The 14,458-nt window shown below is 68.3% G+C and carries 11 protein-coding genes; 4 read left to right on the forward strand and 7 right to left on the reverse strand.

The features are described 5' to 3' along the window. Nucleotides 1-18 precede the first annotated feature (18 nt). Nucleotides 19-522 carry an acetolactate synthase small subunit gene (gene ilvN / locus QX204_RS23350; protein ID WP_019048314.1) on the reverse strand — a complete coding sequence of 168 codons (504 nt, stop codon included), beginning with the start codon at nt 520-522 and terminating at the stop codon, nt 19-21. Continuing rightward, nucleotides 519-2,447 (reverse strand): acetolactate synthase large subunit, encoded by a 1,929-nt coding sequence (locus QX204_RS23355; RefSeq protein WP_301902325.1) that lies wholly within the window; start codon nt 2,445-2,447, stop codon nt 519-521. Before QX204_RS23355 ends, ilvN begins: the two co-directional genes overlap by 4 nt. A 315-nt stretch (nt 2,448-2,762) precedes the next feature. On the opposite strand from QX204_RS23355, the gene QX204_RS23360 reads away from it, so the two are divergent. Both QX204_RS23360 and ilvD read left to right on the forward strand, forming a co-directional pair. Next, nucleotides 2,763-3,530 carry a PH domain-containing protein gene (locus tag QX204_RS23360; RefSeq protein ID WP_301902326.1) on the forward strand — a complete coding sequence of 256 codons (768 nt, stop codon included), beginning with the start codon at nt 2,763-2,765 and terminating at the stop codon, nt 3,528-3,530. A 292-nt stretch (nt 3,531-3,822) separates the two neighbouring features. After that, nucleotides 3,823-5,664, forward strand: a complete 1,842-nt coding sequence (gene ilvD, locus QX204_RS23365; RefSeq protein WP_301902327.1) for a dihydroxy-acid dehydratase — start codon at nt 3,823-3,825, stop codon at nt 5,662-5,664. 201 nt (nt 5,665-5,865) lie between these two features. On the opposite strand, the gene QX204_RS23370 is transcribed toward ilvD, so the two are convergent. Beyond that, nucleotides 5,866-7,485, reverse strand: coding sequence for a DHA2 family efflux MFS transporter permease subunit (locus QX204_RS23370; RefSeq protein ID WP_301902328.1), 1,620 nt, complete (start codon nt 7,483-7,485; stop codon nt 5,866-5,868). 86 nt (nt 7,486-7,571) lie between these two features. On the opposite strand from QX204_RS23370, the gene QX204_RS23375 reads away from it, so the two are divergent. Beyond that, complete coding sequence (locus QX204_RS23375; RefSeq protein WP_301902329.1) at nt 7,572-8,063, forward strand: MarR family winged helix-turn-helix transcriptional regulator; 492 nt, start codon at nt 7,572-7,574, stop codon at nt 8,061-8,063. Nucleotides 8,064-8,147: 84 nt separating this feature from the next. Here QX204_RS23375 and QX204_RS23380 read toward each other — a convergent pair whose 3' ends face one another. Continuing rightward, complete coding sequence (locus QX204_RS23380; RefSeq protein ID WP_301902330.1) at nt 8,148-8,996, reverse strand: DoxX family protein; 849 nt, start codon at nt 8,994-8,996, stop codon at nt 8,148-8,150. 197 nt (nt 8,997-9,193) lie between these two features. Here QX204_RS23380 and QX204_RS23385 point away from each other — a divergent pair, with 197 nt between their 5' ends. Then, nucleotides 9,194-10,315 (forward strand): PQQ-dependent sugar dehydrogenase, encoded by a 1,122-nt coding sequence (locus QX204_RS23385; RefSeq protein ID WP_301902331.1) that lies wholly within the window; start codon nt 9,194-9,196, stop codon nt 10,313-10,315. Nucleotides 10,316-10,421: 106 nt separating this feature from the next. On the opposite strand, the gene gatB is transcribed toward QX204_RS23385, so the two are convergent. The 3 genes from gatB to QX204_RS23400 are packed head-to-tail and all read right to left on the reverse strand — an operon-like array spanning nt 10,422 to nt 14,442. Further along, entirely contained in the window at nt 10,422-11,945 is a 1,524-nt protein-coding gene (gatB, locus tag QX204_RS23390; protein WP_301902332.1) for an Asp-tRNA(Asn)/Glu-tRNA(Gln) amidotransferase subunit GatB, read from the reverse strand. 44 nt (nt 11,946-11,989) lie between these two features. Next, entirely contained in the window at nt 11,990-13,369 is a 1,380-nt protein-coding gene (locus QX204_RS23395) for an alpha/beta hydrolase family protein (RefSeq protein ID WP_301902333.1), read from the reverse strand. Nucleotides 13,370-13,407: 38 nt separating this feature from the next. After that, nucleotides 13,408-14,442, reverse strand: coding sequence for an ATP-dependent 6-phosphofructokinase (locus QX204_RS23400; protein WP_062986953.1), 1,035 nt, complete (start codon nt 14,440-14,442; stop codon nt 13,408-13,410). Nucleotides 14,443-14,458 lie beyond the last annotated feature (16 nt).

A 14,458-nucleotide genomic window follows, 5' to 3' on the forward strand; every position in this document is an offset into this window, starting at 1 on the left:
GAGGTTGCTGAGGTCGACTCAGCGGGTCGCGGTGATCGACTTGGGGCCACGGCCGACGGCCACGACTCCGGACTGCACGATCTCGCGGATGCCGTACGGCTCGACCATGCGCAGCAGCGCGTCGAGCTTGGAACGGGTGCCGGTGGCCTCGATGGTCAGCGCGTCGGGCGAGACGTCGATCACCTTGGCGCGGAACAACTGCACGGCCTCGATCACCTGCGTGCGCACCGACGCATCGGCCCGCACCTTCACCAGGATCAGTTCGCGGGCCACCGAGGCGTCGGCGTCCTGCTCCACGATCTTGATGACGTTGATCAGCTTGTTGAGCTGCTTGGTGACCTGCTCGAGCGGCAGATCATCGACGGTGACGACGATCGTCATGCGCGAGATCTCGGGGATCTCGGTGCCACCGACGGCGAGGGATTCGATGTTGAAGCCACGGCGCGAGAACAGGCTCGCGACTCGCGCCAGCACGCCCGGCTTGTCCTCGACAAGGACGCTCAGGGTGTGGGTGGTGCTCATTCGTCGTCGCCCTTCTCGAAGGTGGCCTGCTCGCGTTCCATCGCCTCGTGGATGACGGCCGGTTCTGACACCGACTCGTCCTCGTCGAAGAGCGGACGGATACCGCGGGCGAACATGATCTCGTCGTTGCTGGTGCCCGAGGCGACCATCGGCCAGACCTGGGCGTCCTTGCCGACGATGAAGTCGATCACGACCGGGCGATCGGTGATGGCCTGGGCCTGACGGATCGCGTCCTCGACCTCGGACTCCTTCTCCACCCGGATGCCGACGCAGCCCAGCGCCTCGGCCAGCTTCACGAAGTCGGGGATACGCAGGGAGTGCGTGCCGAGATCGGTGTTGGAGTAGCGCTGTTCGTAGAACAGGGTCTGCCACTGGCGGACCATGCCCAGGTTGCCGTTGTTGATCAGGGCGACCTTGATCGGCACGCCCTCGATCGCGCAGGTGGCCAGTTCCTGGTTGGTCATCTGGAAGCAGCCGTCGCCGTCGACCGCCCAGACCTCTTTCTCCGGCGCGCCCATCTTGGCGCCCATGGCCGCGGGAACCGCGTAACCCATGGTGCCGAGACCGCCCGAGTTGAGCCAGGTGCGCGGGTTCTCGTACTTGATGAACTGCGCGGCCCACATCTGGTGCTGGCCGACACCGGCGCAGTAGACGGCCTCGGGCCCCGCGAGCCGGCCGAGGGTCTCGATGACGTACTCCGGCGAGACCGAGCCGTCGCTGGGGGTCTTCCAGCCGAGCGGGTAGTTCTCGCGGATGCCGCTGAGGTAGGCCCACCATTCGGTGAGGGTCAGCAGCGGCGCGGCACCGGACTGCGGATCGGCCTTGAGGGTCTCGATCAGCTCGACGATAACCTCCCGCGCGTCGCCCACGATCGGGACGTCGGCGTGGCGGTTCTTGCCGATCTCGGCCGGGTCGATGTCGGCGTGGATGACCTTCGCGTCGGGGGCGAAGGAGTCCAGCTGACCGGTGACACGGTCGTCGAAACGCGCGCCGAGGGTGATCAGCAGATCGGACTTCTGCAGCGCGGCCACCGCGCCGACGGTGCCGTGCATGCCGGGCATGCCCATGTTGAGGGTGTGGCTGTCGGGGAACGCGCCCCGCGCCATCAGGGTGGTGACCACCGGGATGCCGGTGAGCTCGGCCAGCTCGAGCAGTTCGGCCGAGGCGTCGGACTTGATGACGCCGCCACCGACGTAGAGCACGGGCTGCTTGGCCTCCAGGATCATCCTGGCGGCCTCGCGCACCTGCTTGCCGTGCGGCTTGGTGACCGGGCGGTAGCCGGGCAGACGCATCTCCGGCGGCCACGAGAACGTGGTCTGGGCCTGCAGGGCGTCCTTGGTGATGTCGACCAGGACGGCGCCCGGGCGACCGGAGGCGGCCAGGTAGAACGCCTCGGCCAGGGTGCGCGGGATCTCGGCGGCGTCCTTGACCAGGAAGTTGTGCTTGGTGATCGGCATGGTGATGCCGGAGATGTCGGCTTCCTGGAACGCGTCGGTGCCGACCAGGCTCGACGGCACCTGGCCGGTGATGGCCACGATCGGGACCGAGTCCATCTGGGCATCCGCCAGCGGGGTCACCAGGTTGGTGGCGCCGGGACCGGATGTGGCCATACACACACCGACCTTGCCCGAGGCCTGCGCGTAACCGGTCGCCGCGTGACCGGCGCCCTGCTCGTGGCGCACCAGGACGTGCCGGACCTTCTTCGAGTCGAACAGCGGGTCGTAGACAGGAAGGACCGCGCCGCCGGGAATGCCGAATACCGTGTCGACGTCGAGCTCTTCGAGCGACCGGACCACCGACTGGGCGCCGGTGACGCGCTCGGGCGCGACCTGACGACGGGCGGGGTCGGTAGCCGGACTACCGGGGGTAGCTGAAGGCGCTGACCTGCGGGCCGAGGGCCCGGGTCGTGCGGTTGGTGCACTCACCGTCTTGGTTCCTCACTGTCTCGTTCTGACTCGGACTGGCCCGGAAGGGCCGCTGGCATTCGCCCGAACACAAAAAAGCCCCCGCCCAGCACATGGCTGTTCGAGGGTGGCGCGTCGCAAACGCGAGCTGACGTATTGACTAGACAGTCAGGCTCGACGCTGGACGCGCCGGCCGATTACGAGCTCGTTTCGAATCACACGTACGACGTTAGGCGCGCGTACTGCGTCGAGTCAAACAGGCTTTCCGCTCCGGTCCCATTCTGTGGGACTCGAGTGGTTGCGTGGGTCCGTGTACCAAGATGCGAGGATAGGTGGGTGTCATCACCGCATCAGTCCGTGCCACCGGCTAAATCGTCCCACACCACCGACGAGGGAACCGATACGGGTCGCCCGTCGCGACCCGGCGGCCTGCGCGCTGTCGGCCCGGGGCGGCTGGCGGCGATCGGCGCGGTGGTACTGGCGTACCTGATCTTCGTCGTCGTCGGGACCGTGCAGGACTGGTCGCTGGGGGTGCGGATCGGGTTGATCGTGCCCGTCGCGGTGATCGTCTGGCTGCTGGTTCCGCGCAAGACGGACACGCCCACCCCCGGTGTGCACGTGATCGGCGTTCCCCGGCTGGCCTATATCGGCGTGCTGGTACTGGCGTTCTGCGTGTTCTTCCCGTTCGTCGGGTGGCCGGTGGCGCTGTGGCCGCTGCTGCTGGCCCCGGTCATCGCCGTCTGGTGGGTCGTGCGCACGCATACGACCGTGTCCGAGGCCGGGCTGGACCTGAGCTCGATGACCAAGAAGAAGCACCTCGACTGGGCGCGGGTCAAGGGGATCAGCATTCCCAAGCGCGGCTACGTGCGAGCCCGGCTCGACGACGACTCCGAGGTGAAGCTGCCCGCGGTCGGGTACGACCGGCTGCGGGAGCTGATCGAGGCGTCCGGGGGTCGGCTGCCCGATGTGTTCGCCGCCGCCGAGGCGGCCGAGGCCGAACGCCTTGCCGCCGAGCGGGCTACGGCGAAAGCGGAATCCGACGCGAAGGCCGAGACCGAAGCGAAGGCGACCGAACCGGACGCGGAGCCGAAGTCCGAGCAGTGACCGTCGGCACTGCGGGAATCAGCTCGACGGCGTCGGCCGTTGTAGCGGTAAGCTGACGGCGACCGGGCAACCCCGCGCCGACGGCACCACCGCGGCGACACCTCACGGAGCGACACTCCCGCCCCGAGCCCCGGTTTCATCCCCCCGCGGACCTACCACCGGCGCGACGCGACCATCGCCCGCCGGAGTAACGTTGCGGCTTGCCGGACGCACCGCTTACACGCACGTGCCACGCAGGTCAGCCCCCTGCTCGCACGCCTGCCACGCACCCAGCGACACTACGAGGACTTCAATGCCACCGCTTCGTTCACGCACCACCACCATCGGCCGCAATGCCGCGGGCGCGCGCTCGCTCTGGCGCGCGACCGGCATGACCGATTCCGACTTCGGCAAGCCGATCATCGCGATCGCGAACTCGTACACGCAGTTCGTTCCGGGTCACGTGCACCTCAAGAACATGGGCGAGATCGTCGCCGAGGCGGTGGCCGCCGCCGGTGGCATCGCGCGCGAGTTCCACACCATCGCCGTCGACGACGGCATCGCCATGGGTCACGGCGGCATGCTCTACTCGCTGCCCTCGCGCGAGATCATCGCCGACTCCGTGGAGTACATGGCCAACGCCCACACCGCCGACGCGCTGGTGTGTATCTCCAACTGCGACAAGATCACTCCCGGCATGCTCAACGCCGCGATGCGCCTCAACATCCCCGCCGTGTTCGTCTCCGGTGGACCGATGGAGGCGGGCAAGGCCGTGATCGTCGACGGTGTCGCCCAGGCGCCGACCGACCTGATCACCGCGATCTCCGCGAGCGCGAGCCAGGCCGTGTCCGACGAAGGACTGGACGAGGTCGAACGGTCCGCGTGCCCGACCTGTGGTTCGTGTTCGGGCATGTTCACCGCGAACTCGATGAACTGCCTGACCGAGGCGCTCGGACTCGCGTTGCCCGGCAACGGTTCCACCCTGGCCACCCACTCCGCGCGGCGTGCGCTGTTCGAGCGGGCGGGCACGGTGATCGTCGATATCGCCAAGCGCTGGTACCAGGACGACGACGCCTCGGTGCTGCCGCGGAACGTGGCCAACGCCAAGGCTTTCCGCAACGCGATGGCCCTCGACGTCGCCATGGGCGGCTCGACCAACACCGTGCTGCACACTCTCGCCGCCGCGCAGGAGGGCGAGATCGACTTCGATCTGCAGAGCATCGACGAGATCAGCCGTCGGGTGCCGTGCCTGGCGAAGGTGTCGCCGAACTCCGATTACCACATGGAAGACGTGCACCGCGCCGGTGGCATCCCCGCCATCCTCGGTGAGCTGCGTCGTGGCGGGCTGCTGGAGACCGACGTCACCACCGTGCACACCACCTCGTTCGAGGAGTACCTCGACACCTGGGATGTGCGCTCGGGCAAGGCTTCCGAGGAGGCCGTCGAGCTGTTCCACGCCGCCCCCGGTGGCGTGCGCACGGTGGAACCGTTCTCCACCGACAACCGCTGGTCCTCGCTCGACACCGATGCCGCGGGCGGCTGCATCCGTGACATCGAGAACGCCTACACCGTCGAGGGCGGGCTGTGCGTGCTGCGCGGCAATATCGCCCCCGACGGCGCGATCCTCAAGACCGCGGGCATCGACGAAGACCTGTTCACCTTCGAAGGCCCGGCCGTGGTGGTCGAGTCGCAGGAGGAGGCGGTGTCGATGATCCTCGGAAAGAAGATCCAGCCCGGTGACGTGGTCGTGGTCCGCTACGAAGGTCCCGCGGGCGGTCCGGGTATGCAGGAGATGCTGCACCCGACGTCGTTCCTCAAGGGCCTCGGCCTCGGCAAGGTCTGCGCGCTGATCACCGACGGACGCTTCTCCGGCGGCACCTCGGGTCTGTCGATCGGGCACGTGTCGCCCGAGGCCGCGTCCGGTGGCGTGATCGGCCTGGTCGAGAACGGTGACCGCATCCGCATCGATGTGCACACCCGCGCGCTGGAAGTCCTCGTCTCCGACGAGGTCCTGGCCGAACGCCGCGCGAAGATGGAAGCCTCGGAGCGTCCGTGGCAGCCGCTCAACCGCGAGCGCACGGTCACCACCGCCCTGCGCGCCTACGCGGCGCTCGCCACCTCCGCCGACAAGGGCGCGGTCCGGCACGTGCCGTAGCCGCCTCGCTCAGCCGCCTCTCCGCGTATTTCGGCCGGGCTCAGGTGCGCCGCCGGTCGTTGATGCGACCGGCGGCGCGCTTGTTGGTCGGGTCAGCCCGTCCCGGTGAGTTACCCATGTTCTTGCGAGATGAGGGGTTTTTTCGCCGATCGAAGTAGGTCTGGCCCCGTCACGATGTGCGACGGGGCCAGATATTTGGTGTCAGACGAGCGCGGGTTGTGTTGTCGTCGTTGATGACTCGTCGTCGCGCCCGGTGCTGGAAGGAATCAGCGCGGTGGCCACGAGGCCGAGCAGGACGAAGCCCGCGGCCAGGTAGGCGCCGAGGTTGACGCCGGCGGTCATGGCGGATCGGCCGACGGTGGCTACCTCTTGGGTATCCGGCTGAGCGGCGAAACCTTCGATCGCCGCGCCCGCGCTGCCGGTGATGGCGTGGGCGTACTGCTGGGCTTGGGCCGGTGGCGTGCCGGCGGCGGTGAGGTCGTCATCGACACTCGAGCTCAGTGTGGTGAAGAAGATGGTGGTGAGCAAGGCGATCCCGAGGGCCGAACCCAGTTGGCGGAACGCGCTCTGGATGCCGGACGCCTGGCCGTTGTCGGCTTCGGGGATGTCGGCCAGGACGACGTTGGTCACCTGCGCGGTGGCGAAGCCGACGCCGATGCCGTACACGCACAGGACCACCGCGATCGACCACCACGAGCTGTCGGTGGCGGCGAAGAAGCCGAGCGCCGCCAGACCGACGACCTCGAGTCCGAGACCGAGGCGAACCATGTTCAACGGCGACGCCTTGCCCGCCAGGCCGAAGCTGGCGCCACTGGCGATGAAGCTGCCGATGGCGATCGGCACCAAGGCCAGACCGGCTTGCAGGGCGCTGTAGCCGAGGGTGAACTGCAACCACAGCGGCAGCACCGCGACGATGCCGAACTCGCCGAGCCCGATGATCAGGGTGGCGATATTGCCGTTGCGGAACGAGGCGAGCGAGAACAGGCTCAGGTCCATCAGCGCCTTGTCGGCATTGCCGCCGCGGCGCAACAGCACCTGCCTGACGACGAAACCAGCCAACGCCAGCACGCTCAGCACGAGCGCGACCGCGACCGGTGAAGGCCCACTCCCCCAGGTGAATCCGGCGATGCCCAGCGGATGAATGGTGGTGATCCAGCCGTAGGTGCGTCCCTCGACCAGACCGAAGGCGAGCAGCCCGAGACCGAGCACCGACAGGATCGACCCGAGCACATCGAGCCGGCCAGCGACCTTCGGCGAGGGCGCGATGCACGCCAGCACACCGACCACGATCAACACGGCCAGCGGCACATTGATGCCGAACGCCCAGCGCCACGACACGTGTTCGGCCAGCCAGCCACCGAGCAGCGGACCGAGCGCCGCCGCCGCACCGATCGTGGAACCCCACACCGCGAAGGCCTGACCACGGGCTTTACCCGTGAAGTTGGCATTGAGCAGGGCCAGGGAGGTCGGCAGGATCATCGCCGCGCCAGCACCCTGCAGGAATCGGGCGATGACGAGCAGTCCCCCGTCGGGGGCGAGCCCGGCCAGGATGCTGGTCGCACCGAACACCACGACACCGGCGACGAACACCCGGCGCGCCCCGACCATGTCGGCGATCCGGCCGACCACCAACAGCAGGGCCGCGAAGACGATCGCGTAGGACTCCTGAATCCATTGCGCCTCGGTGGAACCCGTATCCAGGTCGCTGATGATCGACGGGATGATCACGTTCACGATCGTGGTGTCGACCACGATCAGCGCCACGCCGAGGGCGATGGCGATCAAGCCGAGCCATCGGCGGATGGACGACTCTTGACTCATCGCACACTCCTAGTTCCATGGTGGAATATTTCCATGGTCAAAGTATATTCGGAGCAATAGGATGTCAAACGATGCGAAAGGAACCTATGAGCCAGACGGACGCTCGGGCCCAGCACGAACGGCTCGACGAAGGCCTGCGTGCCTACGGCGCGAACTATCGGGAGTTCACCCGCCGGTTCGCGACCTGGCTCGGGTTGCACTCCACTGACGCCGAGGCCCTGATCGAGATTCTCACCGCGGAGGAACGCGGGAGCACGCTCTCACCGGCACGGCTCAGTGAACGGATCTCGTTGTCCAACAGCGCGACCACCGCACTGCTGAACCGGCTCGAACAAGCGGGTCACATCGTGCGCAGCAGAGAGCACGACGACCGTCGCGTCATCACGCTGCGCAGCACACCGCGCATCCACACCCTCGCCGACGAGTTCTTCGGTCCGCTCGGCACGAAGGTCGACACGGTGATGGGCAACTACACCCCCGAGGAGCTGCGGCGGTTCGAGGCGTTCGTCCTCGATCTACAGGCCACGATGGCCGCCCACCTGGCTGAACCGGCACCGCCGCAGCCGCTGATCACGTGAGCACATCCAGCCACACCACCATCGGCGGCCGCGTCATCAACGCCCAGCGCCCCTCGGTCTGACCGAAAGGCGCGGACAGCCGGATCAGAACGGGCCGATGCCCTTCAGCGGGTTGCCGCCGTGGAGGAACCAGAAGGTGAGGATGGCGGCGGCGACGGCGAGTAGGACCACTACGAAGGAGCCGTAGGAGGGGCGGGTGGCCCAGCCTCGGGTGCGGTCGAAGGACCAGCGGCCGGGGCCGGTGAGGATGATCGCCAGGGCGGAACCGGCCAGGACGGAGTCCAGTTCGACGCCGGTGGGGGTGCCCGCGTTGTACTGGAAACCGGGAACCATCCCCTGCTTCCACATCCACGCGTTCAAGATCGTGGCCAGGACCGCGCCCGCGGCGAGCGGGGTGGCCAGGCCGATCACCAGCAGGATGCCGCCGCCGAGTTCACCGGCGATCACCAGCGCGGTCGACAGGGACGGGTAGTCCCAGCCGCCGCTTTCCATCATGGCTTCGGTGCCGTCGAGGCCGGGGCCGTGGAACCAGCCGGTCAGCTTCTGCAGGCCGTGGTAGATGAAGGTGTAGCCGACCACCAGGCGCAGCACGAACAGCCCGAGATCCAGGGTGCCGCGGCGGGCCTCCCGGTTGCGGCGCTGCAAGCGGACGGTGGCTGCCGAGGCCGCGGAGGCGGGCGGAATCGTCGCGTACCCGTTGTCCTCGCCGTCGGCGCGGCCGGTTTTGGCGGTGCTCGCGCCGGGAACCTCGTCACCGGGGTCGAGACCGAGGTCCTCGTCGGTACGCGGAACGTCCTTCGGATCCGGCTTGCGCATCTGCGTCGTCGGCGAGTCGAACGGGCTGGTCACCGGGCGACCCGCCGCCGACGCGCCCTGCCCGGCCGGTGCCGAACCTTCGGACTTCGGAGTGTCATTCGACTTGTCATCGGTCACCGACTCACCTTATGACGTGCTGTCGCGGTGTGCCGCCCTTCCCGGCAACGGGCGTGTCAGGCCCGCTCGACTAGTCGGGTGACGTCCAGACAGATGAGTTCAGCCGTCACCGGCTCACCTGCGCGGTGACGGCTGGCAGATGTATTCGGGCGCAACGGGCGCGTCGGGCCCGCACCGGTGCCGGTAACGTCTGACGTATGAGTTCGGGAATCGCGGGCCGCGTGGCAGTCGGGGTGGCACTCAGCACCGTTTTGCTAGCCGGGTGCGCCCGTTTCGACGAGTCGGCCTCGAGTCCGTTCACCACCGAACCGCAGCTGGGCGGGTCCGGCGCGGAGCCGAAGAAGCCGCAGGACGAGCCGTCGCAGCCGCCGCGTCCGACCGGGCCGTGTATCGATCCCGATCCCAACGTCATCGCGACCTGCATGGAATCGGGCGCCGGGCTGATCACGGTGGGCGAGGGCGCCTTCGTCGCGGAGCGCAAGACCGGGCGGATCCTGCAGGTGAAGCCGGTCGACGCGAGCACACCGCAGGAGACGCCGGTGGAGATCGCCAGCGTGCCCGTCGACGGGTCGACCGACGGCGGCATCTCCGATATCGTGCTCTCCCCCACCTTCGGTGAGGACGGGCTGATGTACGCCTATATCACCACCGGGAGCGACAATCGGGTCGTGCGACTGTCCAAGGGCGGGGCGGCCAAGCCGATCCTCACCGGAATTCCCAAGGGCGCCAGCGGAAATCGCGGCGCGCTGGAATGGGCGACGCCGACGCAGCTGATGATCCTCACCGGCGACGCCGGAAACCCCGGCGCCGCAGCCGATCCCGGTTCGCTCGGCGGCAAACTGCTTCGCCTGGAATCGCCGTCGGCGGGCGCGAACAAACCGCAGGTGGTGGCGTCGGGCATCGGCTCGGCCGGTGATATCTGCCGCGACGGCAGAGACGGCATGTGGGTCACCGACCGCACCGCCGCCGAGGACCGCCTCCAACATCTGGGCGCCGACGGCACTCTCACGGTCTCCTGGACCTGGCCCGATCGCCCCGGCGTCGGCGGCTGCACGGCCACCGGCGACGGTGTCGGCATCGCACTGAACGAGGCCAAGGCCCTGGCCGCCGTCGCCGCCGATCCCACCACCTTCGCGGTCACGACAGCGCCCACCCTGATCGCCCAGGACAAGTACGGCAAGCTCCTCGGCGCCACCGCCAGCGCCGACGGCAGCATCTGGGTCACCACCACCAACAAAACCGACGGCGAGCCAGGCGAATTCGACGACCGCGTCGTGCGCATCCCACCGCCGCAGGGCGGAGCAGGCGGCCCCGACTAGAAGCGCAGATATCTCACGTACATGGGTAACTCACCGGGTACGGGCGAGCCGGTCCACTTCGCTTCCGCCGAACGCCGACGGAAGCGGAGTGGCGCCTGGGTCTGGCCTAAAGACTCGGGGAGGCGGGCGAGCAGGCCGCGATGACCAGGTCGCGGACGCGGGCGGCGTCGGCCTGGCCGCGGGTGGCCTTCATGACGTCCCCGACGATCTTGCCCGCGGCGGCGACCTTGCCGGAGCGGATCTTCTCGGCGATGTCGGGGTTCGCGGCGAGGGCCTTCTCGACCTCGGCCTGCAGGGCCGAATCGTCGCTGACCATGCCGAGGCCCTTGGCTTCGACGATGGCGGCGGGTTCGCCTTCACCGGCGAGGACGAAGTCGACGACCTGCTTGGCGACCTTGTTGTTGACGGTCTTGGCCTCCACCAGCGCGATCACCGCGGCGACCTGGGCGGGGGTGATGGGCAGGTCGGCGAGGGCGATGTCGCGTTCCTTGGCCTTCTCGGTCAGGTAGGCGACCCACCAGGAGCGCGCCTCGTTGGCGGGTGCGCCCGCCTCGACGGTGGCGATGATGAGGTCGAGGGCACCTGCGTTGACGAGGTCGCGCATGACCTCGTCGGACAGACCCCAGTCGGCCTGGATGCGGGCGCGCACCAGCCACGGGTACTCGGGGATGGTGGAGCGCAGTTCCTCGACCCACTCGGCCGCCGGGGCGACGGGCTCGAGGTCGGGCTCGGGGAAGTAGCGGTAGTCCTCGGCGGTCTCCTTGCGGCGACCGGCGGCGGTGGAACCGTCGGCTTCCTGGAAGTGGCGGGTCTCCTGGATGATCTCGCCACCGGCGGTGAGCACGGCGGCCTGGCGGCGCATCTCGTAGCGCACCGCGACCTCGACGCTCTTGAGCGAGTTCACGTTCTTGGTCTCGGTGCGGGTGCCGAATTCCTTGGCGCCGATCGGCATCAGCGACACGTTGGCGTCGCAGCGCAGCGAACCCTGCTCCATCTTCACATCGGAGACGTGCAGCGAACGCAGCACCTCGCGCAGCGCGGTGACATAGGCGCGAGCGACCTCGGGGGCCCGCTCACCGGCACCGGTGATCGTCTTGGTGACGATCTCGATCAGCGGCACACCCGCGCGGTTGAAGTCGAGCAGCGAGTGGCTGGCGCCGTGGATCCGACCGGTCGCGCCGCCGACGTGCAGGGACTTGCCGGTGTCTTCCTCCATGTGCGCGCGCTCGATCTCGACGCGGAAGATGGACCCGTCGTCGAGGGTCACGTCGAGGTAGCCCTCGGTGGCGATCGGCTCGTCGTACTGGCTGATCTGGTAGTTCTTCGGCTGGTCGGGGTAGAAGTAGTTCTTGCGCGCGAACCGGCCCCACGGGGTGATCGAACAGTTCAGCGCGAGCCCGATGCGGATGGCCGATTCGATGGCCTTCTCGTTCACCACGGGCAGCGAGCCGGGCATGCCGAGGCACACCGGGCACACCTGGGTATTGGGTTCGGCGCCGAACTCGGTGGGGCAACCGCAGAACATCTTGGTCGCCGTGGACAACTCGACGTGGACCTCCATGCCGAGCACCGGCTCGTACCGGGAGATGACATCGGCGTAATCCATCAACTCGACCGTGGGTGCGCTCATACGAGCAGTCTAGGTAAGCCCGCCGACGCACTCGGCCGGTGGTCCTAGCGAGGCGGAACGCGCTGGGTGAGCCAGTCGGTGACATAGGTGAGCACGGCGGGGTCGACGGTCGTCTCGATGGTGGAGTATTCGCTGGGTTTGCCGGTCGCGGTCGGCTGCATCAGGTGGTTGAGGCCGGGGAAGGTGTGCACGGTCGCGTCGGGGGAACCGGCGAGGTTCTCCCGCATCGGGCCCTCGTTCTGGGTGGCGAGGACCTGCTGGTCCTTGTCGCCGAAGAACGCCAGCACCGGCACGCGCAGCGCCTGCAACGTCGGCTTCGGGTCATGGGTGATGAAGGAGGTCATGTACGGGGTGTTGAACCCGTCGACCACCTGCTGTGGCGCGCGTTCGGCCTCGGGCAGCGAATCGTTGTGCCGCTGGGTGAAGGCCTTCGCGCCCTCGATGTCGCCCGCGCGCAGCAACGTCGACCAGGTGGTGACGTAGGCGACCTGCTGGTCGATCTGGCCCTGCGGCGCGCCCGACGAGGCCATGATCACTTTGTTCTGCTCGATCAGCACGTCGGCGCCCGGCACCGACGGGCCCGCCATCAGGACCGCGAACGCGATATCGGTGCCGGGCAGCGCGGCGACCATCGGCGCGAGGTAGCCGCCCTCACTGTGCCCGAACAGACCGACGCGAGCCGCATCGATCTCGGCGCGGGTGCGCAGGAACGCGATGCCCGCGGCCGCGTCGGCGGCGAGTTCGGGGTAGGTGGCGTCGTCGAGGGCGCCGCCGGTGCCGCCGACGCCACGGTCGTCGGCGCGCAGCACGGCATAACCCGCACGGGTGAAGGTGTCGGCCAGCAGCTGGAACGGGCGGTGGCCCATCAGTTCTTCGTTGCGGTCCTGCGGGCCGCTGCCGGTGATGAGCAGCATCGCCGGGAACGGGCCGGTGCCTTCGGGTTCGGTGAGGGTGCCCGCGATGGTGATGTCGCCGTTGCGATAGGTGACGTCCTCGCTGCGGTACGGGTACGGCGGTTTCGGGTCCTGGGGGCGCGCGGGGCCCTCGATCTTGCCGCGCTGCAGTGTGACCGGCGCTTTCTCACCGAACTGGACCCAGTCGCCGGTGAGTCGGTCACCGTCGAGCTTGCCGCGGAAACCCGGGTCGCCCGGCACGTCGGGCAGGGCGAACTCCACCCGGTCCGGTTCGGTGCGAACGTCTTTCAACGGTGCCTCGCGCACACCCTGGACCGGGATGTCGATGGTGGCCGACCCGTCCTCGGCGAAATTCACCCCGATCGCGATCGGCTGCCCCGGCACCTCGATGTCACCGTGCCAACTGCCGTGCACCGTGGGGGTTGCCACGTCGTCCGAGGACTGCGAGCACCCCGCCACCAGTGCCGCGACGACGAACAGAACCGAAACGACCACTCGACCGGTGCGCATGAACCCACCGTACCGACTGCGCGTGAACCGGGCCGCGCTCAGCCGAAGAAGGCCGACGCCTCTCTGAGCCGTTCCGGTGGAACGCGTTTGAGCTGCTTGGTCGCCTCCGACAGGGGAACCAGCCCGATATTGGTGCCGTGCAGCGCCACCATCTGACCGAAATGCCCCGCGTGTACCGCCTCGGCCGCATGCACCCCGAACCGCGTCGCCAGGATCCGGTCGTAGGGCGTCGGGCTGCCGCCGCGCTGGATGTGGCCCAGCACCGTCGTGCGGACCTCCTTGCCGATGCGGCGCTCGATCTCCGAACCCAACTGCTGGGCGACCCCGGTGAACCGCTCGTGCCCGAACTCGTCGATCCCGCCCTCGCGCAACGCGAATCCGGAATCCGGCGCAGGATGCGCACCCTCGGCGACCACGCAGATGAAGCTCTTGTCACCACGCTGGAAGCGGGCCTTGATCATCGCGCACACCTGGGACACGTCGAACGGTTCCTCGGGCACCAGGGTGAGATGGGCGCCGGCGGCGATACCGGAATTCAGCGCGATCCAGCCCGCGTGGCGGCCCATCACCTCGACGAGCATCACCCGCTGGTGGGATTCGGCGGTGGTGTGCAGACGGTCGATGGCCTCGGTGGCGATCGACAGCGCGGTGTCGTGGCCGAATGTGACGTCGGTGCAGTCGATGTCGTTGTCGATGGTCTTGGGCACGCCGACCACCGGCACGCCCTCGTCGGCGAGCCAGCTCGCGGCGGTGAGGGTGCCTTCGCCGCCGATGGGGATCAGCGCTTCGATGCCGTTGTCGTCGAGGGTCTGCTGGATCCGCGGCAGGCCGGCGCGCAGCACGTCGGGGTTGGTCCGTGCGGTGCCGAGCATGGTGCCCCCCTTGGTGAGCAGGCGGTCGGTGCGATCGTCGTTGTGGATGCGGATCTTTCGATCCTCGAGTAGGCCGCGCCAGCCGTCCTCGAAACCGACGATGGCATCGCCGTAGCGTCCGTTCGCGGTGCGGACCACAGCCCGGATCACCGCGTTCAGACCTGGACAGTCCCCGCCTCCGGTCAAGACTCCGATGCGCATGCTGTTCATCTTGCCG

Source organism: Nocardia sp. PE-7 (assembly GCF_030486425.1).
Classification (GTDB): Bacteria; Actinomycetota; Actinomycetes; order Mycobacteriales; family Mycobacteriaceae; genus Nocardia; species Nocardia salmonicida_A.